The organism is Methylobacterium sp. CB376, assembly GCF_029714205.1.
Classification (GTDB): domain Bacteria; phylum Pseudomonadota; class Alphaproteobacteria; order Rhizobiales; family Beijerinckiaceae; genus Methylobacterium.
On the sequence record NZ_CP121648.1, the window covers coordinates 2452040 to 2476812 of the forward strand.

28 protein-coding genes and 1 pseudogene are annotated in these 24773 nt (G+C 73.3%); 18 read left to right on the forward strand and 11 right to left on the reverse strand.

What is annotated here, in order from left to right; translation table 11 throughout:
• The first annotated feature begins 24 nt into the window (after positions 1-24).
• The 4 genes from QA634_RS11000 (at position 25) to QA634_RS11015 (ending at position 2034) form a co-directional block, all read left to right on the forward strand.
• Complete coding sequence (locus QA634_RS11000) at positions 25-177, forward strand: hypothetical protein (protein WP_043701076.1); 153 nt, start codon at positions 25-27, stop codon at positions 175-177.
• Positions 174-1103: a site-specific tyrosine recombinase XerD gene (locus tag QA634_RS11005; protein WP_012332042.1), complete on the forward strand. Its 930-nt coding sequence runs from the start codon at positions 174-176 to the stop codon at positions 1101-1103. The genes QA634_RS11000 and QA634_RS11005 overlap by 4 nt, the downstream gene beginning before the upstream one ends.
• 122 nt (positions 1104-1225) lie before the next feature.
• Positions 1226-1639: an EVE domain-containing protein gene (locus tag QA634_RS11010; RefSeq protein ID WP_012332043.1), complete on the forward strand. Its 414-nt coding sequence runs from the start codon at positions 1226-1228 to the stop codon at positions 1637-1639.
• A complete protein-coding gene (locus QA634_RS11015; RefSeq protein WP_012332044.1) occupies positions 1636-2034 on the forward strand; it encodes a hypothetical protein in 399 nt (132 codons plus the stop codon). Before QA634_RS11010 ends, QA634_RS11015 begins: the two co-directional genes overlap by 4 nt.
• On the opposite strand, the gene QA634_RS11020 is transcribed toward QA634_RS11015, so the two are convergent.
• The gene (locus QA634_RS11020; RefSeq protein WP_043702233.1) at positions 2019-2393 is read right to left on the reverse strand and encodes a PRC-barrel domain-containing protein; all 375 of its coding nucleotides are present in this window, start codon (positions 2391-2393) and stop codon (positions 2019-2021) included. The two genes, QA634_RS11015 and QA634_RS11020, sit on opposite strands and share 16 nt — an antisense overlap.
• 171 nt (positions 2394-2564) lie before the next feature.
• Between QA634_RS11020 and mepA the strand changes: the two genes are divergently transcribed.
• A complete protein-coding gene (mepA, locus tag QA634_RS11025; protein WP_012332046.1) occupies positions 2565-3500 on the forward strand; it encodes a penicillin-insensitive murein endopeptidase in 936 nt (311 codons plus the stop codon).
• Between the two features lie 25 nt (positions 3501-3525).
• Here mepA and msrA read toward each other — a convergent pair whose 3' ends face one another.
• Together msrA and QA634_RS11035 are read right to left on the reverse strand one after the other, a co-directional pair.
• Positions 3526-4191, reverse strand: a complete 666-nt coding sequence (gene msrA / locus QA634_RS11030; RefSeq protein WP_012332047.1) for a peptide-methionine (S)-S-oxide reductase MsrA — start codon at positions 4189-4191, stop codon at positions 3526-3528.
• Positions 4192-4280: 89 nt separating this feature from the next.
• Positions 4281-4601 carry a hypothetical protein gene (locus QA634_RS11035; protein ID WP_012332048.1) on the reverse strand — a complete coding sequence of 107 codons (321 nt, stop codon included), beginning with the start codon at positions 4599-4601 and terminating at the stop codon, positions 4281-4283.
• A 177-nt stretch (positions 4602-4778) separates the two neighbouring features.
• Here QA634_RS11035 and QA634_RS11040 point away from each other — a divergent pair, with 177 nt between their 5' ends.
• Together QA634_RS11040 and msuE are read left to right on the forward strand one after the other, a co-directional pair.
• Complete coding sequence (locus QA634_RS11040; protein ID WP_012332049.1) at positions 4779-5450, forward strand: HAD family hydrolase; 672 nt, start codon at positions 4779-4781, stop codon at positions 5448-5450.
• Between the two features lie 263 nt (positions 5451-5713).
• Positions 5714-6295: an FMN reductase gene (msuE, locus tag QA634_RS11045; protein ID WP_012332050.1), complete on the forward strand. Its 582-nt coding sequence runs from the start codon at positions 5714-5716 to the stop codon at positions 6293-6295.
• A gap of 34 nt (positions 6296-6329) precedes the next feature.
• Here the strand turns inward: msuE and QA634_RS11050 are convergent, their stop codons facing one another.
• From QA634_RS11050 to QA634_RS11070, 5 genes are all read right to left on the reverse strand, one after another.
• Entirely contained in the window at positions 6330-8468 is a 2139-nt protein-coding gene (locus QA634_RS11050) for an ATP-binding protein (protein WP_012332051.1), read from the reverse strand.
• Positions 8469-8569: 101 nt separating this feature from the next.
• Positions 8570-10126 (reverse strand): RNA polymerase factor sigma-54, encoded by a 1557-nt coding sequence (gene rpoN / locus QA634_RS11055; RefSeq protein WP_012332052.1) that lies wholly within the window; start codon positions 10124-10126, stop codon positions 8570-8572.
• A 306-nt stretch (positions 10127-10432) separates the two neighbouring features.
• Positions 10433-11281 (reverse strand): LPS export ABC transporter ATP-binding protein, encoded by an 849-nt coding sequence (gene lptB / locus QA634_RS11060; protein ID WP_012332053.1) that lies wholly within the window; start codon positions 11279-11281, stop codon positions 10433-10435.
• Positions 11282-11417: 136 nt separating this feature from the next.
• Complete coding sequence (grpE, locus tag QA634_RS11065; RefSeq protein ID WP_012332054.1) at positions 11418-12041, reverse strand: nucleotide exchange factor GrpE; 624 nt, start codon at positions 12039-12041, stop codon at positions 11418-11420.
• Between the two features lie 57 nt (positions 12042-12098).
• The gene (locus QA634_RS11070; protein WP_012332055.1) at positions 12099-14909 is read right to left on the reverse strand and encodes a [protein-PII] uridylyltransferase; all 2811 of its coding nucleotides are present in this window, start codon (positions 14907-14909) and stop codon (positions 12099-12101) included.
• 258 nt (positions 14910-15167) lie between these two features.
• Here QA634_RS11070 and QA634_RS11075 point away from each other — a divergent pair, with 258 nt between their 5' ends.
• The 7 genes from QA634_RS11075 to QA634_RS11105 all read left to right on the forward strand — a co-directional run bounded on the left by QA634_RS11075 (position 15168) and on the right by QA634_RS11105 (position 20105).
• Entirely contained in the window at positions 15168-16142 is a 975-nt protein-coding gene (locus tag QA634_RS11075) for an aliphatic sulfonate ABC transporter substrate-binding protein (protein WP_012332056.1), read from the forward strand.
• Between the two features lie 87 nt (positions 16143-16229).
• On the forward strand, positions 16230-17063 hold the full coding sequence (locus tag QA634_RS11080) for an ABC transporter permease (protein ID WP_012332057.1): 834 nt from the start codon (positions 16230-16232) through the stop codon (positions 17061-17063).
• A gap of 1 nt (position 17064) precedes the next feature.
• Positions 17065-17847, forward strand: coding sequence for an ABC transporter ATP-binding protein (locus tag QA634_RS11085; RefSeq protein ID WP_012332058.1), 783 nt, complete (start codon positions 17065-17067; stop codon positions 17845-17847).
• Between the two features lie 74 nt (positions 17848-17921).
• Positions 17922-18431, forward strand: coding sequence for an OsmC family protein (locus QA634_RS11090; RefSeq protein ID WP_012332059.1), 510 nt, complete (start codon positions 17922-17924; stop codon positions 18429-18431).
• 154 nt (positions 18432-18585) lie between these two features.
• Complete coding sequence (gene hpf, locus QA634_RS11095; protein WP_012332060.1) at positions 18586-19167, forward strand: ribosome hibernation-promoting factor, HPF/YfiA family; 582 nt, start codon at positions 18586-18588, stop codon at positions 19165-19167.
• An 83-nt stretch (positions 19168-19250) separates the two neighbouring features.
• Complete coding sequence (ptsN, locus tag QA634_RS11100; RefSeq protein ID WP_012332061.1) at positions 19251-19718, forward strand: PTS IIA-like nitrogen regulatory protein PtsN; 468 nt, start codon at positions 19251-19253, stop codon at positions 19716-19718.
• A gap of 12 nt (positions 19719-19730) precedes the next feature.
• Complete coding sequence (locus QA634_RS11105; RefSeq protein WP_012332062.1) at positions 19731-20105, forward strand: hypothetical protein; 375 nt, start codon at positions 19731-19733, stop codon at positions 20103-20105.
• Positions 20106-20130: 25 nt separating this feature from the next.
• On the opposite strand, the gene QA634_RS11110 is transcribed toward QA634_RS11105, so the two are convergent.
• The 3 genes from QA634_RS11110 to ftsE all read right to left on the reverse strand — a co-directional run bounded on the left by QA634_RS11110 (position 20131) and on the right by ftsE (position 22659).
• The gene (locus tag QA634_RS11110; RefSeq protein ID WP_012332063.1) at positions 20131-20868 is read right to left on the reverse strand and encodes a YdcF family protein; all 738 of its coding nucleotides are present in this window, start codon (positions 20866-20868) and stop codon (positions 20131-20133) included.
• 113 nt (positions 20869-20981) lie between these two features.
• Positions 20982-21932: a cell division protein FtsX gene (locus QA634_RS11115; protein WP_012332064.1), complete on the reverse strand. Its 951-nt coding sequence runs from the start codon at positions 21930-21932 to the stop codon at positions 20982-20984.
• A 7-nt stretch (positions 21933-21939) separates the two neighbouring features.
• Positions 21940-22659, reverse strand: a complete 720-nt coding sequence (gene ftsE / locus QA634_RS11120) for a cell division ATP-binding protein FtsE (protein WP_043701093.1) — start codon at positions 22657-22659, stop codon at positions 21940-21942.
• Positions 22660-22845: 186 nt separating this feature from the next.
• Between ftsE and QA634_RS11125 the strand changes: the two are divergent.
• The 4 genes and pseudogenes from QA634_RS11125 to QA634_RS11140 all read left to right on the forward strand — a co-directional run.
• Positions 22846-22902, forward strand: a pseudogene (locus QA634_RS11125) (hypothetical protein); the annotation flags it as partial.
• A 223-nt stretch (positions 22903-23125) separates the two neighbouring features.
• A complete protein-coding gene (locus QA634_RS11130) occupies positions 23126-23554 on the forward strand; it encodes a DUF3426 domain-containing protein (RefSeq protein ID WP_283027490.1) in 429 nt (142 codons plus the stop codon).
• On the forward strand, positions 23551-24141 hold the full coding sequence (gene hpt, locus QA634_RS11135; RefSeq protein ID WP_012332067.1) for a hypoxanthine phosphoribosyltransferase: 591 nt from the start codon (positions 23551-23553) through the stop codon (positions 24139-24141). Before QA634_RS11130 ends, hpt begins: the two co-directional genes overlap by 4 nt.
• A gap of 69 nt (positions 24142-24210) precedes the next feature.
• Complete coding sequence (locus QA634_RS11140; RefSeq protein ID WP_012332068.1) at positions 24211-24594, forward strand: response regulator; 384 nt, start codon at positions 24211-24213, stop codon at positions 24592-24594.
• Positions 24595-24773: the final 179 nt, after the last annotated feature.

Sequence of the window (24773 nt, forward strand, 5' to 3'; positions counted from 1 at the left end):
GAACCCCAGCGAGGCCCGCCCGACGTGCCGACCCTCTTCCGCTTCCTGGCCATCGCGGCGATCCTGGCCGGGCTCGTGTTCGCGGCCTTGTTCGCGCTCGCCACCTTCGTCGAGCCGACGCCCCGGGAGATCACCGTGACGATCCCGAGTTCGAAGCTCCAGCCCGCGAACCGATGAGCCGGGCGGCGGAGCGGCGCGCGGGGCTGATGCAGCCCTATCTCGACATGCTGGCGGCCGAGCGCGGCGCCTCGGCGAACACCCTGGCCGCCTACCGGCGCGACCTCGACGACTACCTCGCCCACTTGGCGGCGGAGGGGCTCGATCCCGCCTCGGTGGCGCCGGCGGGCGTGCGCGCCTACGTGGCGGACCTCGCCGCGCGCGGCCTGAAACCCTCCTCGGCGGCGCGGCGCCTCTCCTGCATCCGCGGCTTCCACCGCTTCCTCTACGCGGAGGGCCACGCGCCGAGCGACCCGACCGCCCCGGTCTCGGGGCCGAAACGGGGCAGGGCGCTGCCGAAGGTGCTGTCGGTGGCGGAGGTCGACACTCTGCTCGCCGTCGCCAAGGAGGCGGTCGCGCGGGCGCCGAATCCCGGCGAGGCGGCCCGGGCGCAGCGCCTGCTCTGCCTGCTCGAACTCCTCTACGCCACGGGCCTGCGCGTGTCCGAGCTGGTCTCGCTGCCGCGGGCGGCGGCCCTGACCAAGGAGCGCTTCCTGGTGGTGCGCGGCAAGGGCGGGCGCGAGCGGCTGGTGCCGCTCACCGACATCGCCCGCGCCGCGATGGCCGCCCATCTCGCGCACCTCGCCGTTCCGGGGCCCTGGCTGTTCCCCGCCGACAGCGAGAGCGGCCACCTCACCCGGCAGGCCTTCGCCCGCGACCTCAAGGCGGTGGCGGGGGCGGCCGGGATCCGGGCCGACCGGATCAGCCCCCACGTCCTGCGCCACGCCTTCGCGAGCCACCTGCTCCAGAACGGCGCCGACCTGCGCGTCGTGCAGGAGCTGCTCGGCCATGCCGACATCTCCACGACGCAGATCTACACCCACATCCTCGACGAGCGCCTGAAGAGCATGGTGCGCGACCTCCACCCGCTGGCGGACGAGCGATAGGGCCGCGGGCGCCGGTCGCGCCCGCATCCGCGCCGGAAGGCGGGCTTGCCTGCGCGCCGCGTTCCGGCGAGGGACGTCGCGTCGGGCGCGCCCGCACCCCGAACGCAAGGAGATCCGCCGCGATGCCGCATTGGCTCTTCAAGTCCGAGCCGTCCACGTGGTCGTGGGACCAGCAGGAGGCGGCCGGGGAGGCGGGCACGTTCTGGAACGGCGTGCGCAACCACCTCGCCAAGAAGCACCTGCAGGCCATGCGGACCGGCGAGCAGGGCTTCTTCTACCATTCCAACGAGGGCAAGGCGGTGGTCGGCCTCGTCGAGGTGATCCGTCCCTACTACCCGGACCACACCGACGAGAGCGGCAAGTTCGGAATGGTGGACGTCAGGGCGGTGGCGCGCCTGCCCCGGCCGGTCACCCTCGATGCGATCAAGGCCGAGCCGCGCTTGAAGGACATGGTCCTCGTCAACAATTCCCGCCTGTCGGTGCAGCCGGTGACGGAGGAGGAATGGGCGGTGATCCGCGCCATGGGGGGATTGTGAGGCTTTGCCCGGCGCGGCCCGCACCGCGAGCCCGGCCCGCCCGCCGGCCGCGCGGCGCCGTCCTGGGCGGCCTCCTCCTCGCGCCCGCCCTCGCGGCGGCGTCCCTCGCGGCGGAGCGCGGCCGGCCGGCGGTGCACAAACCCGCACCGCCGATCCTCACCTGCGCGGCGCTCGCCAACCTGCGCATGCTCCTGCGCGAGGCGAACGGCGATCACGCCGCCGCCGCGGCCCGGTTCGCCGACCCGAGGGCGGATCATCTCGGCTGCGCCATGACGCCCGCCGACCGCGTCGAGGGGGTGGCCGACCGGGTCACGATCGGCGGCGCCCCCTATCGCTGCCTCAAGGTCAAGGACAGCAGCCTCTGCCGCTGGGCCGAGAATCAGGACGTCCAGTAGGGATGCGCGTTGTAGTAGCGGTGGACGTGCTCCTCCCAGGTCCGGTCGAAGGACGGGTCCTGCCCCTCGGCGGTGCGCTGGGGCGCGTTGCGCAGCTGGTCCTCGGAGACCTCGATCTCGTAGGCGTCGAGCTCCGGGTTGAAGCGCAGGGCCCCCCAGGGCACGGTGTAGTAGCCCTCGCCGAGGCCCAGGAAGCCGCCGAAGCTCATCACCGCGTAGGCGACGCGGCCGCTCCTCTTCTCGATCATCAGGCGCTCGATGCGGCCGAGGCTGTCGCCGTTCGGGCGGCGCACCGCCGTGCCCTCGACCCGGTCGCTGGCGATCAGCGCGCTGGTCTCGTTGGTGCTGGTGCTGCCCATGTCGGAGCGGTCGCCGACGGTCGGCGCTTCGGTGGTCATCGGGATCCTCCAAGGTCCGGTCCGGGTGCCCGAGCAACGCCGCGCGCGCGGCGCGCGTTCCGGCCCGCCCCATCGCCCTCGGGGGTTTCCCGGGAGGTTTCGTTGCCGTCCGGCCCGGTCTAGCGTTCGGCCATGCCGATTCGCTCGCTCGTCCTCGCCCTCCCGCTCCTCGTCGCGCCCCTCCTGGCTCTGGCGCCGCCCGCCGGCGCCCAGGACCGCGGCACGCTCGACCCGAAGCCGCTGCCGCCGCTCGCCAACCCGGACGATCCTCAGACCCCCGCCAAGGCCCTGTTCGGGCGCGCCACCACGCCCGCGAGCCTGCCGGCGCAGGCGATCGGCTCCTACGCCCGCGGCTGCGTCGCGGGTGCCGAGGCGCTGCCCACCAACGGCCCGACCTGGCAGGTGATGCGCCTGTCGCGCAACCGGAACTGGGGGCACCCCGTCCTGGTCGCCTTCCTGGAGCGGATCGCCAGCAAGGCGCCCGGCCGGGCGGGCTGGCCGGGCCTCCTCGTCGGGGACATGTCGCAGCCCAGGGGCGGGCCGATGCTGACCGGCCACGCCTCCCACCAACTCGGCCTCGATGCCGATGTCTGGCTCACCCCGATGCCGGACCGCACCCTGAGCCGGGCCGAGCGGGAGGAGATCTCGGCGACGAACGTGGTGCGGGCCGACCGGCGCGACATCGACCCGGCGGTCTGGCGGCCGGAGCACGGGCGGCTGATCAGGATGGTGGCCGAGCAGCCCGAGGTCGCCCGGATCTTCGTGAACCCGGCGATCAAGCTCGCGCTCTGCCGCGAGGCGGGATCGGAGCGGCGCTGGCTCACCAAGGTGCGGCCGATGTACGGCCACAACTACCACTTCCATATCCGGCTCGAATGCCCCTCGGGCGACCATGCCTGCAAGGACCAGGAGCCGCCGCCCTCCGGCGACGGCTGCGGGGCGGAACTCGATTACTGGTTCAGCGACGCGGTGCTGAACCCCAAGCCCGGCCCAAAGGGCAAGCCGAAGCCCCCGATGACCATGGCGGCCCTGCCGGAGGCCTGCCGCGGGGTGCTGAAGGCGAAGTGATCCGGCGGCCGGGCGGCGGACCGCCCTACTCGGCGGCGCTGCGCACGCCGGTGCCGACCGGGCAGGCGACGCCGGTGCCGCCGAGCCCGCAATAGCCCGCCGGGTTCTTGGCGAGGTATTGCTGGTGGTAGGCCTCGGCGAAGTAGAAGGGGCCGGGGTCGCGGATCTCGGTAGTGATCGACCCGAATCCCTTCGCCCTCAGCGCCTGCGCGTAGGCGTCGCGGGAGGCCTCCGCCTCGGCCCGGCGCTCCGGGTCGGAGACGTAGAGGCCCGAGCGGTACTGGGTGCCGACATCGTTGCCCTGGCGCATGCCCTGGGTCGGGTCGTGGCTCTCCCAGAAGGTCCTGAGGAGCTGCCCGAACGGCAGCACGGCCGGGTCGTAGGCGACGAGCACGACCTCGTTGTGGCCGGTGAGCCCGGTGCAGACCTCCTCGTAGGTCGGGTTCGGGGTCGTGCCGGCGGCGTAGCCCACGGCGGTCACCCAGATCCCGTCGCCGAGCTGCCAGAACTTGCGCTCCGCGCCCCAGAAGCAGCCGAGGCCGAAGAGCGCCGTCTCGATCCCCTCCGGGTAGGGCCCCTTCAGGGCCCGCCCGTTGACGAAATGGCGCTCGGCGGTCGGAAGCGGCGTCGGGCGGCCCGGCAGGATCTGGTCGGGCGCCGGCATCTCGGCGCGCTTGCGGAAGAACAGCATCGGCTCGCTCCGTGTCGAACGCGACTCGTTCGCGGACGCGCCCGATATGGTGACGCGCGGCCCCGCCCTCCAGGGCGGGGCGGGTGCGGTCAGGGTCGCACCACCGTCCCGATCCCGGCGCGCGGCGGCTGGCCGAGCCAGAGCAGGGCGAGCCCGATGCCGAGGGCGATCGGCGCGGCCGGGGAGAGGGTCAGCGGCAGGCCGAGCAGCTTCCAGAGGGCCGGCTGGCTGCCCTCGGCGGCCGCCTGCAGGCTCGCCGCCCGGTCCTTCAGCAGGGCGAGCGCCACGTCGCTCACGGAGGTGACGAGGAGCGTGTTGTTGGCGATCGACCGCGCCCCGTCGTAGACGCAGCCGACGAAGCCCGCGGCGAGGAACAGGAGCCCGACGAAGCGGGCCAGGAAGCGGATCATGCGCGGCTCTCGTCTGGCGTCGGACGGCAGTAGAGAGCCGGCCGCCGCCGCGCAAGCGCCGGGCGCCGGTCCGGCGCGCGCCTCCGCCCGCTAGGGGCGCGATCTCGCCGCCCGGGCCGCCTTGATCCGCACCCGGCCCCGTGCGAGGGCGGGGCCTCGCGAAGGATGGAACCGGGCATGGACGGGACGGGACGGCCGGACCTCGTGATCTTCGATTGCGACGGGGTCCTGATCGACAGCGAGCCGATCAGCCTCGCGCGGCTCACCGCCAACCTCAACCGCATCGGCGTGCCGATCGACCGCGAGACCGTGGGGCGGCGCTTCACCGGCACCAGCATGACCTCGATCATGGCGCATATCGCGGCGGATTACGGGGTGGCGGCGCCCGAGGGCTTCGTGCGGGAGGTCCGGGCCGACACGCTGCGGGCCTTCGAGGCGGAACTGACCGCGATCGCCGGGGTGGCCGAGGTGCTGGCCCGCCTGCCCGGTCGCCGCTGCGTGGCGTCGAGCAGCGACCCGACGCGGCTCGCCCACGCCCTCACCCTGACGGGCCTGCTGCCGCTCTTCGACGGCCACGTCTTCAGCGCCAGCATGGTCGCCCGCGGCAAGCCGCATCCGGACCTGTTCCTGTTCGCGGCCGAGCGGATGCGGGCCGATCCGGCCGCCTGCCTGGTGATCGAGGACAGCGTCCCGGGCGTGACGGCGGCCCGCGCGGCGGGGATGCGCGTGTTCGGCTTCTCGGGCGGCGGCCATTGGCGCCACGACCCCGCGGCCACCGCTCTCCTGGCCGCGGGCGCCGCCCTCGTCTTCGACGATTTCCTCCAACTGCCCGACCTGATCGGAGCGTGACCCTTCGCATCGCGGGCGCCCTCGCAACGCCCCGTTCGCCATATCGGGCGAGCCGGCGCCCGCGTTGCGATTGACTTAACCCCGGGCCATCAACATCTCGACATCGGACCGGGGCGATGCTTGACGGCGGTGCGGGGCGCGGCGAAGGGGAGCGGGGTGGTCGCGGCGGGGCGCGACGGCCGCTCCGCCGAACCCGAGGGGGCCGGGTCGGGTTGCCTCGACACAATGCGCAGCCGGGTCTCGCCCGCGAACGGAGCCATGCCGTGAGACATCCCCGCATCGTCGCCTTCTCCGGCAATGCCCACCGGCCCTCGCGCACGCGCGTTCTGGTCGAGGCCATCGCGGCCGAACTGGCGCGCCAGCGGCGCATCGAGCTCAAGGTGCTGGATCTGGTCGATGCCGGTCCGGGCCTCGGGGTCACCAGCCGCGACGCGCTGCCGCTCCCGGCCGCCCGCCTGATCGAGGCGATCGAGGGGGCGGACGGGCTGATCGTCGGCTCGCCGGTCTACAAGGGATCCTATTCGGGGCTGTTCAAGCACGTCATCGACTTCCTGGCCCCCGACGCGCTGGTGGGCAAGCCGGTGGCGATCGCCGCGACGGGCGGCGGTCCGCGCCACGCCCTGATGGTGGAGCACCAGCTGCGGCCCCTGTTCGGCTTCTTCACCGCCCACGTGGCCCCGACCGCCGTCTATGCCGGCGAGGCGGAGATCCAGGACGGGGCGGTCACGGATGCCCGGGTGGCGGAGCGCGTCGCCGCGGCCGCGACGGAACTCGCCCACCTGCTCGACACGGCCGAGGCGGCGCGCCGCGCCCGCACCCTGCCGCCGGCGGCCGCCGCGCTCTGACGGCGCGGCGGGACCGGGGGCGGCGCCCCACCTCCTACGCCACCACCCGCAGGCTCGCCTTCTGGCGGGCGCGCTCGACCGCCTCGCGCAGCGCCGGCGCGTCGAAGGGCTTGCGCAGGATCGGGAATCCCTCGCTCGCCGCCGACCGCGCCACCTCGCTGTAGCCGGTGGCGAGCAGCACCGCGACCCGCGGCCCGCGCTCGCGGCGCACGAGGCGCGCGAGGTCGAGCCCGTTCTGATCGCCCGGCATCACGATGTCCGAGAAGACGAGGTCGACCTTCTCCATCCCGCGCAGCAGGGCGAGGGCGGAGGCGACGTCCCGCGCGTGCGTGACCGCGTAGCCGAGTTCCTCCAGGTGCGCCCGCGAGACCTCGGCGACCTCCGGGTTGTCCTCGACGAGGAGGGCCCGCCCGCTCCCCTGGCCCGGCCCCGGAGGCGCCGCGGCGCCCCGCGCCGGCTCGGCGGGCTCGGGCCGCTCCGCCGTGCGGGGCAGGTAGAGCGTGACGGTGGTGCCGCGCCCCGGCTCGCTCGCGATCGTGGCGGTGCCGCCCGACTGGCGGGCGAAGCCGTAGACCTGGGAGAGGCCGAGCCCCGTCCCCTTGCCGACCTCCTTCGTGGTGAAGAACGGCTCGAACACCCGGGACAACAGGTCGGGCGGGATGCCGGCGCCGGTATCCGACAGGCTGAGCGCGACGAACTCGCCCGGAAGCCCGAGCGCGGCCGATTCCGCCGCGCCCACGTTCCGCGCCGCGATGGTGAGGCGCCCGCCCCCCGGCATGGCGTCGCGGGCATTCACCGCGAGGTTGAGGACCGCGAGTTCCAGCTCGTTGAGATCGAGTTTCGTCGGCCAGAGCCCGGGGGCGAGCCGCAGCTCCACGGCGATGTCGCCCCGCAGGCTCGACCGCAGCATGTCCTCGCACAGGGGCAGGCGCTGGGCGAGGTCGACCGCCACCGGCTCGTGGGTCTGCCGGCGCGAGAAGGAGAGGAGCTGGCGCGTCAGGCTGGCCCCGCGCTTGGCGGCCGCCTCGATCGCGTCGAGGGCGCGGCGCTGGCGCTCGTCCGCGACCGGGTAGCGCTTGAGGCGCTCCACGTTGCCGTTCACCACCATCAGCAGGTTGTTGAAGTCGTGGGCCACCCCGCCGGTGAGCTGGCCCACCGCCTCCAGGCGCTGCGCCTGCTTGAGGGCCGCCTCGGCGATCTCCCGGCGCGAGACTTCCGCCTCGAAGCGCTCGGTCCGGCGCAGGGCGTAGACCGCGAGGGCGAAGAGCGCCAGGGTGGCCGGGAGCCCGAAGGCGAGGTGGCCGAGCAGCCTGTCGCGCAGTTCGGCCGCGTTCGCCGCCGTCTCGATCCCCGCCTGGACGTAGAGCGGATAGCCCGGGATCAGCCTGTAGCCGATCCGCCGCTCGGCCCCGTCGATCTGCGAGACCGCCGTGAGCCGGCCCTCGCCGGGTGCCCCGGCCACCGCCCGCAGGAAGGCGCTCTGGGGGGTGAGGCGGTCCGGCCAGTCGGGCCCGTACGGGTAGCGGGCCAGGAAGGCCCCGTCCGCGCGCACGAGGCCGAAGGAATCGGCCACCCCGCGCGCGAGCCGGGTGTAGAATTGACGGAAATGATCGGGCAGCACGCTGATCGCCACGATGCCGGAAAAGCCGCCGTCCGGTCGCGGCGGGCGCCGGGCGCTCATCACGAAGAAGCGGTACCCCCCGAGCTTGGCCCGCACGATCTCGCCGACGAAGGTGCCCGCCGGCCCGTCGCGCTGCGCCCGGAAATAGTCCCGGTCCGAATTGTCGATGTCGCGCGGGACCGGCTGGACCGTGCTCGACACGAGGGGATGGCCGGCCGCGTCGAAGGCCCAGATCGCCTGGATCTGCGGAAGGGCCTCCTGGCTCTGCCGCAGGCGCATGGAGAGCCGCGCCTCGTCGGCGCGGATCGCCGCGTCGTCGAGGCCGCGCAGCACCTCGTTCGTCTCCGCCAGCGTGCGCTCGACGGTCTGCAGCGCCTTCAGCGCCTGTTCCTGCAGGATGTCGAGGGCGCGCTCGATGCGCTCGTCGGTCCGCGCCGCGATCGCGACGCTCTCCGACCACGCCGCGTAGGCGAAGACCAGGGCCGGCGCGATCAGGCTCAGGGCCGCGATCAGCCGGAGGGGCCAGACGACGCTCGACTGAACGGGGCGCACCGGGGAATGTCGCGGCTACGGCGGAGGGTCGGAATCCGGCCGGAGCCGGGGCCCATCTACAATCCCGCCCGCCCGGATTGGTTCCATACTCCCGGGCAGTTTTAGCGCACGGCCAGGGCGGCGCGCTCGCGGCGGCGCTCGATCGAGGAGGGGATGCGCAGGGATTCCCGGTACTTCGCCACGGTGCGGCGGGCGATGTCGACGCCCTCGCCGCGCAGGCGCTGGACGAGCGCGTCGTCCGACAGCACGTCGTCGGCCTCGGCGTCGATCAGCTGCTTGATGCGGTGGCGCACGGCCTCGGAGGAGTGGGCGGCGGCGCCCGCCGCGCCGGGGATCGCCGCCGTGAAGAAGTACTTCATCTCGAAGGTGCCGCGGCTGGTGCCGATCGACTTGTTCGAGGTGACCCGCGACACGGTCGATTCGTGCATGCCGATCGCGTCCGCCACGGTCTTGAGGTTGAGCGGGCGCAGATGCGCGACGCCGTTGAGGAAGAAGCCGTCCTGCTGGCGCACGATCTCGCTCGCCACCTTCAGGATGGTGCGGGCGCGCTGCTCCAGGCTGCGGGTCAGCCAGTTGGCCGTCTGGAGGCAATCCGATAGGAAGGCCTTGTCGGTGTCGCTCTTCGCCCCGCGCGAGACGGTGGCATAGTAGATCTGGTTGACGAGGACGCGCGGCAGCGCCTCGCTGTTGAGCTCCACCAGCCAGGAGCCGTCCGGCGCCGGGCGCACGAACACGTCCGGCACCAGCACCTCGACCGGGCCGCTGCCGAAGGCGCGGCCGGGCTTGGGGTCGAGCTGGCGCAGCTCGGCCAGCATGTCGGCGAGGTCCTCGTCGTCGACGCCGCAGAGCCGGCGCAGGGCCGCGAGGTCGCGCTTGGCGACGAGGTCGAGGCGCGAGACCAGGGCCTGCATGGCCGGATCGAGGCGGTCGCGCTCGCGCAGCTGGATGCTCAGGCACTCGGCGAGGTCGCGGGCGCCGATCCCGGCCGGGTCGAAGGTCTGAACGAGGGCGAGCACCCGCTCGACCAGGGGCAGGCCGACGCCGAGGCGCGCCGCCACCGCGGCGAGGTCCTCGCGCAGGTAGCCGGCCTCGTCGACGGCGTCGATGAGGAACCCGCCGACCAGGCGCTCGACCGGATCGCGGGTGGCGAGGTCGAGCTGGGCCGACAGGTGGTCGCGGAGCGAGGATTCGGTGGTGAGGGTCGCCTCGAAATCCGGCGCCTCGCCGTCGAAGCTGCCGCCCGTGCTGCCCCAGGGCGCGGGGGTGAGCGAGAGGGTGTCGCCCACCGGCTGCTCGCGGACCGTCGGGCCGTCATCCGGGAAGACGTTGTCGAGATGGGTGCCGAGATCGCTCTCGATGTCGGCGCGGCTGGGATTGAGGTCCTGCGAGAGCCACGGCTCCGCCGCCTCGCCGGCCTCGAATCCGCCCTCGCCGCCGCCCTCGCCGTCATAGGCCTCCGGAACCGGCGCCTCCGCGGCCTCGCCGCGCGGCTCCTCGGCCTCGGCCCTCTCCAGCAGCGGGTTGCGCTCCAGCTCCGCATCCACGTAGGCCGCGAGGTCGAGATGCGAGAGCTGCAAGAGCTTGATCGCCTGCAGGAGCTGCGGCGTCATCACCAGGGCTTGGCCCTGACGCATCTCGAGCCGTTGCAACAATCCCATCTGCCTGCCCCGGTGTGCCGTTCCGGCTCTTGCCGGATTAGGCACGATTCTTGCTTTGATTCGTGTACCGAGGTTTAAACCGAAGTGGGGCTCCCGTCAAAGCGGGCCGGCGGCATCATCCACCGGCGGGGCGGTTCGGGGAAGGATGCCCCCGCGGCCGGGGCGGCGCCAGGGGAAAGATGCCGACGCCGGGAAGCGCCGGGCGCCCGCGCGTCCCGCGCCCCGCCGCCCGGATGGCGAGGCGCGCCGGCCGCCGAACGATGCCAGCGGGCCCGCCCGGGAGGGGACCGCGTCGGGCCCGTGGGATCAGAGGCGGAAATCCTCGCCCAGATACAGCCGGCGCACGTCGTCGTTGGCGACGATCTCCGCGGGCGTGCCTTCGGTGAGGATCCGGCCCGAATGCACGATGTAGGCGCGGTCGATCAGGCCGAGCGTCTCGCGCACGTTGTGATCGGTGATCAGCACGCCGATGCCGCGGCCCTTCAGGTGCATCACCAGGTCCTGGATGTCCCCGACCGCGATCGGGTCGATGCCCGCGAAGGGTTCGTCGAGGAGCACGAAGGAGGGGGAGGAGGCGAGGGCCCGGGCGATCTCCAGCCGGCGGCGCTCGCCGCCCGAGAGCGCGATCGCGGGCGACTTGCGCAGCCGCGCGATGTTGAACTCGTCGAGGAGCGCGTCGAGGCGGCGCTCCCGCTCCCTGCGGTCCGGCTCCACCACCTCGAGCACCGCCCGGATATTGTCCTCGACGTTGAGCCCGCGGAAGATCGAGGCCTCCTGCGGCAGGTAGCCGATGCCGAGCCGCGCCCGCTGGTACATCGGCAGGCGCGTGATCTCGCGCCCGTCCAGGGTGATGAGGCCCCGGTCGGCCGTGACGAGGCCGGTGATCATGTAGAAGATCGTGGTCTTGCCGGCGCCGTTGGGGCCGAGCAGCCCCACGGCCTCGCCGGTCTGAACGGTGAGCCCGGCCTCGTGCACGACCGTGCGGGCCCCGTAGCTCTTGCGCAGCCCGTGCACCGCCAGGATGCCGGGGCCGCCGAAGGTCTCGGCCGCGTCGCCGGACGCGGCCTCGGCGCGGCCGCGGCCGAGGATGCGCGACAGGCGGGACAGGAACGGGACGGCCTGGGCTCGCACCGGCAGGACGGAGGACGACGTCAACGGGGCGCTCTCTCGCTTCCACCGTGCCGGCCCCTCCGCCCCGAGCGGCCACGCCGATGATCGACCGCGTGTTATCGGACCCGCCGCGCCGCCGCAACGCGGCGCTGTGCGCAGGCCCGGGTCGCGCCGGCCGGGATCAGGCCTCGGCGGGCTTGCCGGCCTCGCCCGCCTTCGGGCCGCCCTTGGCGACGCCGACCAGGGCGGGGCGCAGCACGCGCTCGCCGATCACGTAGCCGGTCTGCACCACCTGCACGACGGTGCCGCTCGCCACGTCGGGATTGGGCACCTCGAACATCGCCTGGTGCAGGTTCGGGTCGAAGCGCTGGCCCTGCGGGTCGACCGGGCGCACGCCGTGGCGCTCCAGGGTCTTGGCGAGGTCGCGGCCCGTGAGGTCGATCCCGTCGAGCAGCGCCTTGAAGGGGCCCTCCGCCGCCGCGCGGGCCTCCGCCGGCACGCTGTCGAGGGCGCGCCGCACGTTGTCGGCGACGTTGAGCATGTCGCGGGCGAAGTTCGTCACCGCGTAGGTGCGGGCATCCGCCACCTCGCGCTCGGTGCGGCGGCGCAGGTTCTCCATGTCGGCGAGCGTGCGGAGGAGCTTGTCCTTGAGGTCGAGCTTCTCGGCTTCCAGCGCCGCCAGCGCGTCGGCCCGCGCGGCCGCACCTTGGGCGGCAGTCTCGGGCGCGCCGGCCGCGTCCTGGGCCGGGTCCGACACTCCCTCGGGCAGCGGGCGCGCGGCAGTCTCCGTGTCGTTCGGCGTCATCGTCAATCCACAACGAGGATCGGGAAGGCGGTGATATCAGGTCTCACCGCTCCGAAATCAAGCTTCGCCAGCGGGTTCGCCGGGCACGGCGGCCTTCGGGCGGGGCGCGGCGGCGCGCCGGCCGGGCGGGCGGGCGGCCGCGGCGTCGCCCTCGAACACGCCCATCACGGCCCGGCGGATCGTCGCCTGCCGGTCGGGCTGGGTGATCTTGGTGCCGGTGAGGTCGGTGACGTAGAAGACGTCCACCGCCCGCTCGCCGAAGGTCGCCACGTGGGCCGAGGTGATGTTGAGGTTGAGCCGGCTCAGCGCCGTGGTGAGGTCGTAGAGCAGGCCCGGCCGGTCGAGGCCGGAGATCTCCAGCACCGTCTCGCGGGAGGAGAGCGCGTTGTCGATCGAGAGGTCGGGCGCGACCTGGAAGGTGCGCGGCCGGTCCTTGCGCGGGTGGCGGTCGGCGACGAGGTCGGCGATGCGGATCTCGCCCTTGAGCGCCCGCTCGATCGCGGTGGCGATGCGGCCGGCGCGGCGCATCTCGTCCTCGTCCTGATCGAAGGCCCGCGACAGCACGATCGTGTCGAGGACGAAGCCGTCGGCCGTGGTGAAGATCTGCGCGTCGACGATGTTGCCGCCCGCCGCCGCGCAGGCGCCGGTCAGGATGGCGAGGAGCCGCGGGTGGTCCGGGGAGTAGACCGTGAGCTCGGTCACGCCGCGGGAGGCGTCGGTCTCGACGTGGGTCGCCACCGTGCGGCCCGCCGCCACCGTGGCGCGCAGGAAATGCGCGTTCTTGAGCTGGCGCGCGGCGTCGACCTTGAGCCAGTAGGGGGCGTAGAGCCGCGCCGCGTAGGCGTCGAATTCCTCGGCGCTCCAGTCGGGGAGCTGCTCGCGCAGGCGCATCTGCAGGAGGCGCACCCGGTCCGTGCGGGCGATCTCCGAGTGCCCGCCGGAGAGCACGACCTCGGTCTCGTAGAACAGGGTGCGCAGCAGCGTCGCCTTCCAGGCGGTCCAGACGCCCGGGCCGACCGCCTTGATGTCGGCGATGGTCAGCACGAACAGCAGCTTCAGCCGCTCCAGGCTCTGCACCGCGGCCGCGAAGGTCTCGATCGTCTTCGGGTCGGAGAGGTCGCGGCTCTGGGCCGTGATCGACATCAGCAGGTGGTGCTCGATCAGCCAGGCCACGGTGTCGGTCTCGGCCGGTTCGAGGCCGAAGCGCGGCCCGAGCTTGCGCGCCACCGCGGCGCCCGCGATCGAGTGGTCCTCCTTCCGGCCCTTGGCAATGTCGTGCAGGAAGGTGGCGACGAAGAGCGCGCGGCGGTTCTGGATCGTGCCGACGATCCGGTGCGCCACCGGATGCTCGTCCTTCGCCTCGCCGCTCATGATCTTGGCCAGCACGCCGAGCGAGCGGATCAGGTGCTCATCCACCGTGAAGTGGTGGTACATGTTGAACTGCATCATCGCGACGATGCGGCCGAAATCCGGCACGAACCGCCCGAGCACCCCGGTCTCGTTCATGTGCCGCAGCACGGTCTCGGGGGCGTTCTCCGAGGTCAGGAGCTCGAGGAAGAGGCGGTTCGCCTCGCGGTCGACCCGCACCATCGGGCCGATCAGGCTGAGCGAGCGGGTCGCGAGCCGGCTCGCATCCGGGTGGATGGGCACGTCGTGGTGGTCGGAGAGCCAGAACAGGCGGATCAGGTTGACCGGGTCGCGCTCGAAGGCGGCGTCGTCGCGCAGGTTCAGCCGGCCGTTGTCGATGCGGAAAGCGTCCGCGTCGAGGTCGGGGGCGCGGAAGCGCTCCTTGAAGCGCCCGAACCAGCGGTTCAGCGCCGGCGGGCGCTTGGCGTGGCGCGCCTCCATCTCGGCGCAGACGATGGCGGTGAGGTCGCCCACGTCTTTGGCGATCAGGAAGTAGGATTTCATGAAGCGCTCGACGGCGGTCAGCCCGCCGCGGGGCGCGTAGCCGAGCCGCTCGGCGATGCGCGGCTGCAGCCCGAAGGAGAGCCGCTCCTCCGCCCGCCCGGTCGCGAAATGCATGTGGCAGCGCACCCGCCACAGGAATTCCTCGCAGCGGTCGAACAGCCTGACTTCGTCGAGGGTGAACAGCCCGGCCTCCACGAGGTCGCGGGTCCGCGTCACCCGGAACGTGTACTTGGCGATCCAGAACAGGGTGTTGAGGTCGCGCAGGCCCCCCTTGCCGTCCTTGACGTTCGGCTCGACGAGGTAGCGGGAGGCCCCGCCCTTCGAGACCCGCGTGTCGCGCTCCTTGAGCTTGGCCTCGACGAATTCCGCCGCCGTGCCCTGCACGACCTCGCGGTCGAAGCGCTCGACGAGTTCGTCGAACAGGGCGCGGTCCCCGAACAGGAACCGCGCCTCCAGCAGGGCGGTGCGGATCGTCATGTCGGCCCGCCCCTCGCGCAGGCACTCGGCGACCGAGCGGGTCGCGTGGCCGACCTTCAGCTTGAGGTCCCACAGGACGTAGAGCATCGCCTCGACGACGCTCTCGCCCCAGGCGGTCTGCTTGTAGGGGAGCAGGAACAGGAGGTCGATGTCGGAGCCCGGCGCCAGCGTGCCGCGGCCGTAGCCGCCCGTCGCCACCACGGCGACGTGCTCGCCCGCGGTCGGGTTGTCGGCCCGGTAGAGCCGCTTGACCACCGCCTGGTAGATCGCCTGCACGACCGCGTCCATCAGGGCGCAGATCTCGCGGGCGCAGGCGAGCCCGTCGCGGTGGCGCAGCAGGTTCTGCTCGGCCTCGGCGCGCCCCTCCTCGATGATCCGCCGCAGCCCGGGCACGAGCCGCTCGCGAAGCTTGGTCGGGTCGCTGGTCGTCTGGTCGATGCCGGACAGCAGTTGGGCGAGGGCGGCGGCGGTGTCGGGCATAGGGCCCCGGTTCGGATGGGTTGAGCCAGCGGGCGAGGGACCCGCATGATCCCACCAGGGGGTTGTCTATCCGTTGGCGCGCGGGCAATCCACAGGAACCCGCCGCGGGAACCCGGCCGCATCCGGCTTGCCGGACCGATCGTTTGACAAAAAGAACGACGTCGCCTAGAGGCTGCGGGCTCGGGCCGAATGCCCGGAATGGGCGACCGGGACCGCCGGGCGCACGGCCGGCGCGGGTCGGCATCAGGGAGTGAGACCATGCGCATCCATCGCCGCGCGCTGATCGGCGCCGCGTTCGGCCTCGCCGGCCTGTTCTCTTTACAGAACCCGGCCGCGGCCCAGGCCGCCAAGGAGGTCCGGCTCGACTGGGCGACCTACAACCCGGTGAGCCTGCTCCTGAAGGAGAAGGGGCTCGTCGAGAAGGCGCTGGCGGCCGACGGCGTCAGCGTGCGCTGGGTGCAGTCGCTCGGCTCCAACAAGGCCCTGGAATTCCTCAACGCAGGCTCGCTCGATTTCGGCTCGACGGCGGGGGCGGCGGCCCTGCTCGGGCGGATCAACGGCAACCCGATCAAGTCCGTCTACGTCTATTCCCGACCGGAATGGACCGCCCTCGTCACGCGCCCGAATACCGGCATCGCGGCGGTGAAGGACCTGAAGGGCAGGCGCGTCGCGGTCACCCGCGGCACCGACCCGCACATCTTCCTGATCCGCGCCCTGCAGGGGGCCGGGCTGACCGAGCGGGACGTGAAGCTCGTGCTGCTCCAGCACCCGGACGGGCGCACGGCCCTCGACCGCGGCGACGTCGATGCCTGGGCGGGCCTCGACCCGATCATGGCGGCGGCCGAGATCGAGACCGGCGACGTGCTGTTCCACCGCGATCCGGCCGCCAATACCTGGGGCGTGCTGAACGTGCGGGAGGATTTCGCCAAGGCGAACCCGGACCTGACCCGCAAGGTGCTGGCGGCCTACGAGGAGGCGCGCGCCCTCGCGGTGAGCCGGCCCGAGGAACTGCGGCGCGCGCTCGTGGCGGCGACGAAGCTGCCCGAGCCGGTGGTCGCCCGCCAGCTGGAGCGCACCGACGTGTCCCAGCCGAATATCGGGCCGGCCCAGGCCGAGTCGATCCTGGCGGCCGGCAAGGCCCTGCGCGAGGCCGGCGTGATCCCGGCCGGCACCGACGTCGAGGCGGCCGTCGACGCCCTGATCGACCGGCGCTTCAACACCGCCGCGCGCTGAAGGCGCCGCCCCGCGATCGCGCGGAAGGCCCCCGCCCGGGCGGGGGAGGCCCGCCGTCTCGCCCCAGCCCCGGTTCAGACATCCAGAATGGACGCGACCGCGCCCCCCGCCCTCGCCGCGACGCGGCCCGAGCCCGCAGCGAAGCCCGCCCGGGGCCGGGGGGGCACTGCCCTGCTCGGCCTCGTCCTGCCCCTCGGCCTCGCCCTCGGCTGGGAGGCCGCCGTGCGGCTCGGCCTCGCGCAGGGCCGCCTGGTCCCGCCGCCGAGCCGCATCCTGGCCACCCTGTGGGCGCTCGCGGCCACGGGCGAGCTCTGGATCCACGTCGCCGCGAGCCTGACCCGGGTCGCGGCGGGCTTCGCCTGCGGGGCCGCCGCCGGGATCCTGCTCGGCGCGGTCACCGGAACCCTGCCGGTCATCCGCCGCATGCTCGATCCGAGCCTGCAGGCCCTGCGCGCCATCCCGTCGATCGCCTGGGTGCCGCTCTTCATCCTGTGGTTCGGGATCTTCGAGGCCTCGAAGATCACCCTGATCGCGGTCGGGGTGTTCTTCCCGGTCTATCTCGGGGTGGCGGGGGCGATCGCCTCGGTGGACCGCAAGCTCGTCGAGGTGGGCCGCGTCTTCCGCCTGTCGCGGACCGACCTCGCCCGGCGCATCCTGCTGCCGGCCGTGCTCCCGGCGACCCTGCTGGCCCTGCGCACCGGGCTCGGCCTCGGCTTCATGTTCGTGGCGGCCGCCGAGCTGCTCGGCGCCTCGGAGGGGCTCGGCTACCTCCTCCTCGACGGGCAGCAGCTCGGCAAGCCGGAGCAGATCGTGGCCGCCATCATCGCCTTCGCGGCGGTCGGCAAGCTCTGCGACGCCGCCCTGGTGGCGCTGACGCGCCCGCTGGTGCGCTGGCAGGACACGGTGCGGGAGGCGCTCTGACATGCTCGTCCTCGACCGGCTCTCGAAGACCTACGCGGACGGCACCCGCGCCCTCCACGACATCTCCCTGTCGGTGCGCGCCGCCGAGATCGTCGCCCTGGTGGGCGGGTCGGGCTGCGGCAAGACCACGCTGCTGCGCCTGATCGCCGGGCTCGACACGGCGACCGGCGGGGCGATCAGCCTCGACGGCGAGGCGATCGGCGGCCCGCATCCGGGCGTCGGCATCGTGTTCCAGGAGCCGCGGCTCCTGCCCTGGCTCACCGTCGCCGACAACGTCGCCTTCGGCCTCGCGGCCCTGCCCCGGGCCGAGCGGCGGGAGCGCGTCGGCCACGCCCTCGACCGGGTCGGCCTCGCCGAGCATGCCGGGCGCTGGCCGCGGGAACTCTCCGGCGGGCAGCAGCAGCGGGTCGCGATCGCCCGCGCCTTCGTGGCCGCCCCGAAGGTGCTCCTCCTCGACGAGCCCTTCTCGGCGCTCGACGCCTTCACGCGGCTCGACCTGCACAAGCACCTCCTCGCCCTCTGGGAGGAGAGCCGCCCGACCGTGCTGATCGTCACCCACGACGTCTCCGAGGCGGTGGCGCTCGCCGACCGGGCCGTGGTGCTGCGGCCCAAGCCCGGGCGCATCGACGACGCGATCCCGCTGCCGCTGAGCCGTCCCCGCCAGCCGACCTCGCCCGGCAGCGAGGCGGCGGTGCGCAGCATCCTGGCGAGCCTCGACCGCTCCCTGCGCCCGCCCGGGGAGGCGCGCGGCGACCGGGCGGAGGCCGCCGCCCATTGGTGGTGAGGCTGGCCTCGCGCGCCGCCGAGGTGGTAAGGCCGGTCGCCTACAACTTCATCGACCGATCCCGAGGAGACGCCATGGACGCCACCGCGCTTCGCGCCCTGCAGGCCCCGATCAAGGACCGCTACCGCGCGGATCCGGACGCCGCCATCATCACCCTGAAGGCGCAGGGCTCCCTCGACGACACCGCCATCGCCTGCAAGGTCGAGACCGGCCGGGCCCTCGCGGTGGCGGGGCTGCACCCGGCCAGCGGCGGCTCGGGCGCCGAACTCTGCTCGGGCGACATGCTGCTGGAGGCGCTCGTCGCCTGCGCGGGCGTGACGCTCAAGGCCGTCGCCACCGCCCTGGAGATCCCCCTCCGCAAGGGGGTGGTCAGGGCCGAGGGCGACCTCGACTTCCGCGGCACGCTCGGGGTCGACAAGGAGGCCCCGGTCGGCTTCCGGGCGATCCGCCTCGCCTTCGAGGTCGAGAGCGACGCGCCCCAGGAGAAGATCGACCAGCTCCTGAAACTCACCGAGCGCTACTGCGTGGTGTTCCAGACCCTGAATCACCGGCCCGCCCTCGACGTCAGCCTGAATCGTGCCTGAGCCGGGCGCCGCCGGGGTCTCCCCGGCCGCGGGGAGCCGGCCGGTGACGCTGCGGCCGGTGGCGCGTTGACTTCGCATCGGGCGATTCTTAGCTCTTCAACCACCGCCTCCCGGGCTTCCGCCCGGGTCGGCGGCGGCAGAACCGGAGGAATCGATGGCGGGCTTGCGCGTGTCGGGTCGCGGCATGGACCTGGGGGAGACCCTGCGGTCGCGGGTGGAGGAGCGGCTCGCCTCCACCCTGTCGAAGTACTTCGACGGCTCCTACTCGGGCCACGTCGCCGTGGGCCGGGACGGGGGCGCCTACCGCACCGACTGCGTCCTCCACCTCGCCTCAGGCATCACCCTCGAAGCCTCGGCGAGCGCCCACGACCCGCACGCGAGCTTCGAGCAGACCGCCGACCGGATCGAGCGCCGCCTGCGCCGCTACAAGCACCGGCTCAAAACCCACGCCAATGGCGGGGGCCGGCGGGCCGAGCCGCCCACGGCGGTGATGGAGGCGGCCTACTCGGTCCTGGAGGCGCCCGAGGAGGATTCCGGCGACCACCCGCCGGTGATCGCGGAGAGCACCCGCGCCCTGCACCGCCGCTCGGTGAGCGAGGCGGTGGTGGAGCTGGATCTCACAGGCGCGCCCGTCCTGGTCTTCGTTCATGCTGGCACCGATCGGGTCAACGTCGTATACCGTCGATCCGACGGCGCGATCGGCTGGATCGATCCGCCCGAACGCGGCACTCCGTGACCGGGCGAACCGGCCCACGGCTTGCCTCCGGTCCTGGGGAGCAAGCGGGACCGTTCCGTCCCGTCGATGAGGCAGCGGTCTCGATGCCATTGCTGGAATTTCTCAAGCCGGAGGCCGTCCTCCCGGCGTTGCGTGCGCCCGGCAAGAAGCAGGTCCTGCAGGAGCTTGCGGTCCAGGCCGGCAAGCACCTGCCCGGGCTCGACGAGCGGGAGATCTTCGAGACGCTGCTGCAGCGCGAGCGGCTCGGCTCGACCGGGATCGGCGAGGGCGTGGCGATCCCGCACGGCAAGCTGCCGGGGCTCGACCACCTCTTCGGCCTCGTCGCCCGCTTGGAGAAGCCGGTGGATTTCGAGGCGCTCGACGGGCAGCCCGTGGACATCGCCTTCCTGCTCCTCGCCCCCGAGGGGGCGGGGGCCGACCACCTCAAGGCCCTGGCCCGGGTGGCCCGGGTGCTGCGCGAGCCCGGGATCATCGACCGGATGCGGGCGGCCCGCGACGGCGACGCGCTCTACGCGCTGCTGACGCAGGCGCCGGCCCCGCGGGCCGCCTGACGCGGGCGGCCGATGCCCCGCTCCCTGCGCCGCTTGGCCCTGCTCCGCTTGGCCCTGCTCCGCTTGGCCCTGCTTCGCTTAACCTTGCTTCCCTTGGGCCTGCTCCTCTTGCCCGGCCCCGCCGCGGCGGCGGAGGGGACCTGCGCGCGCGACCTCCTCGTCGCGCAATCCTCCCAGCGCGTCGCCCTCGACCGGCTCGACGCGCTCGGGGACAACGAGGCCGACCGCTGCCGCGGCTGGCGCCAGCACGTCGACACGATGCGGCGGGCCGCCAGCGTCTACGGGCGCTGCCTCGCCGGCCAGGAGCGGGCCGAGCGCCTCGCCCAGGTGCAGGGATCCGAGCGCGAATTCAGCGACCTGCTGCGCAGCCGCTGCCGCGGCAAGTAGCGGCAAGGCGGCAAGTCGCGGCGGCTCAGCGCAGGAGCGGCTCGGCCACGACCTTGACCGGCCGCCCCCGGCTCATCAGCACGGCGGCGCGGGAATCCTCGGGATCCGCCTCGATGCGGGTGCGCAGCCACGCCACCAGGAACTTGACGTATTCGGAGGCGAGGAGCCGCGCCGAGGCCGGGTGGTGCCACCACGCATCGGCGTCGAACCCCTCGTGCACGACCGGGTGCGGCACCACGCGGTCGCCGCTCGTCAGGGCGTGGTCGAGTTCGAGCAGCGTGCGCGGCATGTGGTAGTTCGAGGTCACGACCGCGATCGTGCGGAAGCCGTTCTCGCGCATCCAGCGCCGCGTCTCGATGGCGTTGCCGATCGTGTTGCGCGCCCGGTAGTCGAGGTCGACGCAGCAGGAGATCAGGTGCTGCTGGCCCGGATTGAGCCGCGCGATCTCGTCCCGGCTGGTCCGCTCGTTCACGCCGGTGATGAGCAGGCGCCGGCCGAAGCCGGCCGCCAGCAGGTCGATGGCGTCGCCGATGCGCTGCGCGCCCCCGGTGAGGACCACGATCCCGTCCGCCCGGGCATAGGGCTGCTGCTCGGTGCGCGCGAGGCCGCCCACGAAGACCAGGAACCCGCCCGCGAGGGCGGCCGCCCCGACGCCGCCGAGGGCGAGGAGGCCGAGGAGGGCGCGCCGCCAGCGCCGCGGCCGGACAGCCGGATCCGCTCCGGTCCAGTCCTGCGCGGCCGCATCGGCGCCTCGCGTCCACATTGCGCGCTTCATCCGCCTCATCATCCCGTAGGCCCGAGGATAGTGCCGATTGCGGCGGGTCGGAGGCAACGGGTCATCGCGGGGTTCGTTCGGGGAATCGCGGGGACATCTCGTCAGTCGAGGAAGCGCCGCACCGTCACCCGGGAGACGATGCCGGTGACGATCGACGCGATGACGCCGATCAGGAGGACGCTGGCATAGCCGCGCCAGCCGATCTCGAAGCCGCCGAACAGCGCCTCGATCTCCTCGCCCGCCGGGCTGGTGCGCCAGAACCGGGCGATGATCCCGCCGAGGGCGAGGGCGCCGATCGCCGCCCCGGCGCCGATCCCCCCGCCGCGCAGGCCGAGGCGGAAGAAGCGGCGCTGGAACTCGCGCGCGATGAAATCGTCGTCGGCGCCGACGAAGTGGAGCACCTCCACCACCTCGCGGTTGCCCGCCATGGCGCCCCGGGTCGCGAAGGTGACGGCGAGGCCGGTCGCCAGGAGGACGAGGGCGACGATCGCCACCCCCACCCCCACGAAAGTGGTCGCCATCGTGGACAGGCGCGAGATCCAGAGCGCGTGATCGTCGAGGCTCGCGACCCCCGGCAGAGTCTGCCGGAGGCGCTCGCGCAGGGCGGGCAGGTCGGCCGGCGGATCGCCCGCGAGCCGCACCGCGATGAGGCGCGGCACCGGCAGGTCGCCGAGGTCGAGCCCGCTGCCGAGCCAGGGCTCGAGCAGGCGCTCCGAATCTCCCTTCGACAGGGCCCGCGCCTCGGCGATGCCCCGCGCCGCGCGGGCGAGGTCGAGGGCCTTGGCGACGTCCGCCTCCGTGTCGCGCCCGGGGCCGGGCCGGACCTGGATCGTCACCTCGTTGGCCACCGCCCCCTGCCATTGGGCGGCGCTCGACGCCACGATCTCGGCGGCGCCCGCGCAGAGCGCGGCGAGGAAGGTCAGGATGGCGATCACCGCGGCGAGGGCGCGGCTCGCGCTCGAATCCGTGGGGACGAGGGGCGCGTCCCGGCGCAGGCCCGCCGGCAGCTCCTCCGCCTTCCTGCTCCGCACCGGCGACGCCGCATCGGTCATGGCGCGCTCACTCCTCGATCCGCAGGTGACGGTCGCCCAGGATGAGGCGCCTCGCATCGACCAGGTCCATCAGCGCGTAGTCGTGGGTCGCGATCAGCACCGACGTGCCGAGGCGGTTCAGTTCGATGAACAGCCGCAGCAGGCGCCGCCCGAGCTGCGGGTCGACGTTGCCGGTGGGCTCGTCGGCGAGCAGCAATTCGGGACGCGCGATGAGGGCGCGGGCGATCGCCGCGCGCTGCTTCTCGCCGCCCGAGAGCAGGGGAGGGAGCACGTGCATCCGCTCGCCGAGCCCGACCCAGCGCAGCAGCTCCACCACCTCGGCCCGGTAGCTCGCCTCCGCGCGGCCCTGCACCCGCAGCGGCAGCGCCACGTTCTCGTAGGTGGTGAGGTGGTCGAGCAGGCGGAAATCCTGGAAGACGACGCCCATCCGCCGCCGCAGGCCGGTGAGCGCCCGGCTCGAGATGCCGCTCACCTCCTCCCCGAAGACCGACACGAGCCCGCGGCTCGGCCGCGCCGAGAGCAGGATCAGGCGCAGGAGCGTCGTCTTGCCGGCGCCCGAGGGGCCCGTGAGGAACTGGAAGGAGTGCGGGGCGATCGTGAAGCTGATGTCGCTCAGCACCTCGGGGCCGAGCCCGTAGCGCATGCCCACGTTCTCGAACCGGACGACGGGTTCTTCCATCCCGGAGAGGAGGCTCTCGCCCGTCACCCTGTATGGTCCGGCTGCCATGCGCTCCCCATTGCCACTCCCGGTCCCTGCCCGCCGGACCTTGCGCGGGCGTTGCGCGCGGCCCCATGGCCCTGCACGCACCGCGCGCTGCAGGCGCCGCGCCGGCGCCGGCCGCTTTACCATGCCTTAACGCTGGCGCGAGAGAACCGGGGATATCCGGCCCTGCAGGTCTTGTCGCGAGTTGCCATGCTGATCGTCTGCCCGGCCTGCGCGGCCGAGTACCGGCTCGCACCCGACCGCGTCGGGCCGCAGGGGCGCACGGTGCGCTGCGCGGCCTGCCGCGCCTCCTGGTTCGTGGCCCCGCCGCGTGCCGAGGCAGGGGAGTTGTCGCCCCCGGGCGAGGCGGTGTTCACCGCCGCGCCGCCGCCCCCGCGCCGCCGCGCCCCCGGCCCCCGGGCCGCGGCCGCCGCTGCGGTTCCTGGCGGGCTGCGTCCTCCTCCTCGGCCTTGCCCTGCTCGGGGCCGCCGTGATCGGTCGCGCCGGCGTGGTGCGCGCCCTGCCGCAGACCGCCCGCCTCTACGCCGCCATCGGGCTGCCGGTGAACCTGCGCGGCCTCGATTTCCGCGACGTGGTCGCCTTCCAGCTGCCGGCCGAGGGGGCGGCCGAGGGCCGGCTCGTCGTCGAGGGCGACCTCGTGAGCGCCGCCGCCACTCCCCGCCCGGTGCCGCCGCTCGCCCTGGAACTGCGCGACGAGGCCGGCCAGGTCGTCTACCGCTGGACCGCCGAGGCCCCGCGCGAGCGGCTCGAACCGCAGGAATCGGCCCGGTTTCGGGCCGAATTGGCGACTCCCCCCGCCCGGGCGCGGCGCGTCCTGGTCCGATTCGCCGCGGTTGACACGGAGAATTCTGCGGTCAGCGTAGGGACGCAGCCTTCGTCCACGAATGAGACCCGATGACATCTCCGGTCCTTCCCCGCGTCCGCGTCCTGTTCGAGGAGGCGGCGATCGCGCAGCGCAACGAGGAGATGGCGCGCGCCATCGCGGCCGAGCCGCTCAAGGATCTCCTGGTCGTCGCGGTCCTCAAGGGCAGCTTCATGTTCGCGGCCGACCTGATCCGCGCCCTGCACCGGGCCGGGCTCAGCCCGCAGGTGGAGTTCATCCACCTGTCGAGCTACCGGGCCGCCACGGTCTCCTCCGGTCAGGTGGCGATCCTGCGCGACGTCGAGAGCGAGGTGCGCGGCCGCGACGTCCTGCTGATCGACGACATCCTGGAATCGGGCCGCACCCTCGTCTACGCCAAGGACCTGCTGATGGCCCGCGGCGCCCGGCGGGTGCTGACCACGGTCCTGCTGGAGAAGCCCGGCAAGCGCGCCGTGACGATCGACGCGGATTACGTCGGCTTCATCTGCCCGGACGTGTTCGTGGTCGGCTACGGGATGGACGTGGCGCACGCCTTCCGGCAATTGCCCTTCGTGGGCTTGGTCGATTACGGCGACGGCGAGCCCGACCTGTTCGATCGCGCCGCAACGTCGCCGGCCGCGTGAAACCTTGGCTGTTGCGCGGACTTGACACAAGATGAAGCGATTCGCTCCCGCGGCCGAGAGTTGAAGGACATGGCGACCATCCTGCTTGTCGACGACGAGGAGTCGATCCGGGGCTTTCTCAAGCGGGGCCTCGAGATGGACGGGCATTCGGTGGTGACGGCGGTCGACGGCAGCGACGGGCTCGACCGCCTGTCGGAGGCGGAGGGCGCCTTCGACCTGATGCTGACCGACATCCGCATGCCGCTGATGGACGGCATCGCGCTGGCGCTGGCGGCCAAGCGCGACTATCCGCAACTCACCATCCTGCTGATGACCGGCTTCGCCGACCAGCGCGAGCGCGCCCGCGGCCTCGACGCCATCGTGTCGGACGTGCTCACCAAGCCCTTCACCCTGGCCGACATGCGCGCGACCGTGCGGCGGGCGCTGACGGCGGAGGCGCGCTGCGCGGGGTGAGGGCGCGTCCGGCGCTCTCCCTCCTTCCCGTGCTCGGACGGAGGCGATCGAGGATCCTCCCGACACGCGAGACGCGGAGCAGGGCCGCGAGGTCTCCGATCCGGTTGGATGAGCGTTCGGGCTGCTTCGAGGCCGGCTTCGCGCGTGCCTCGGCGTGAGGAGGGGGAGATCTCCGAGAT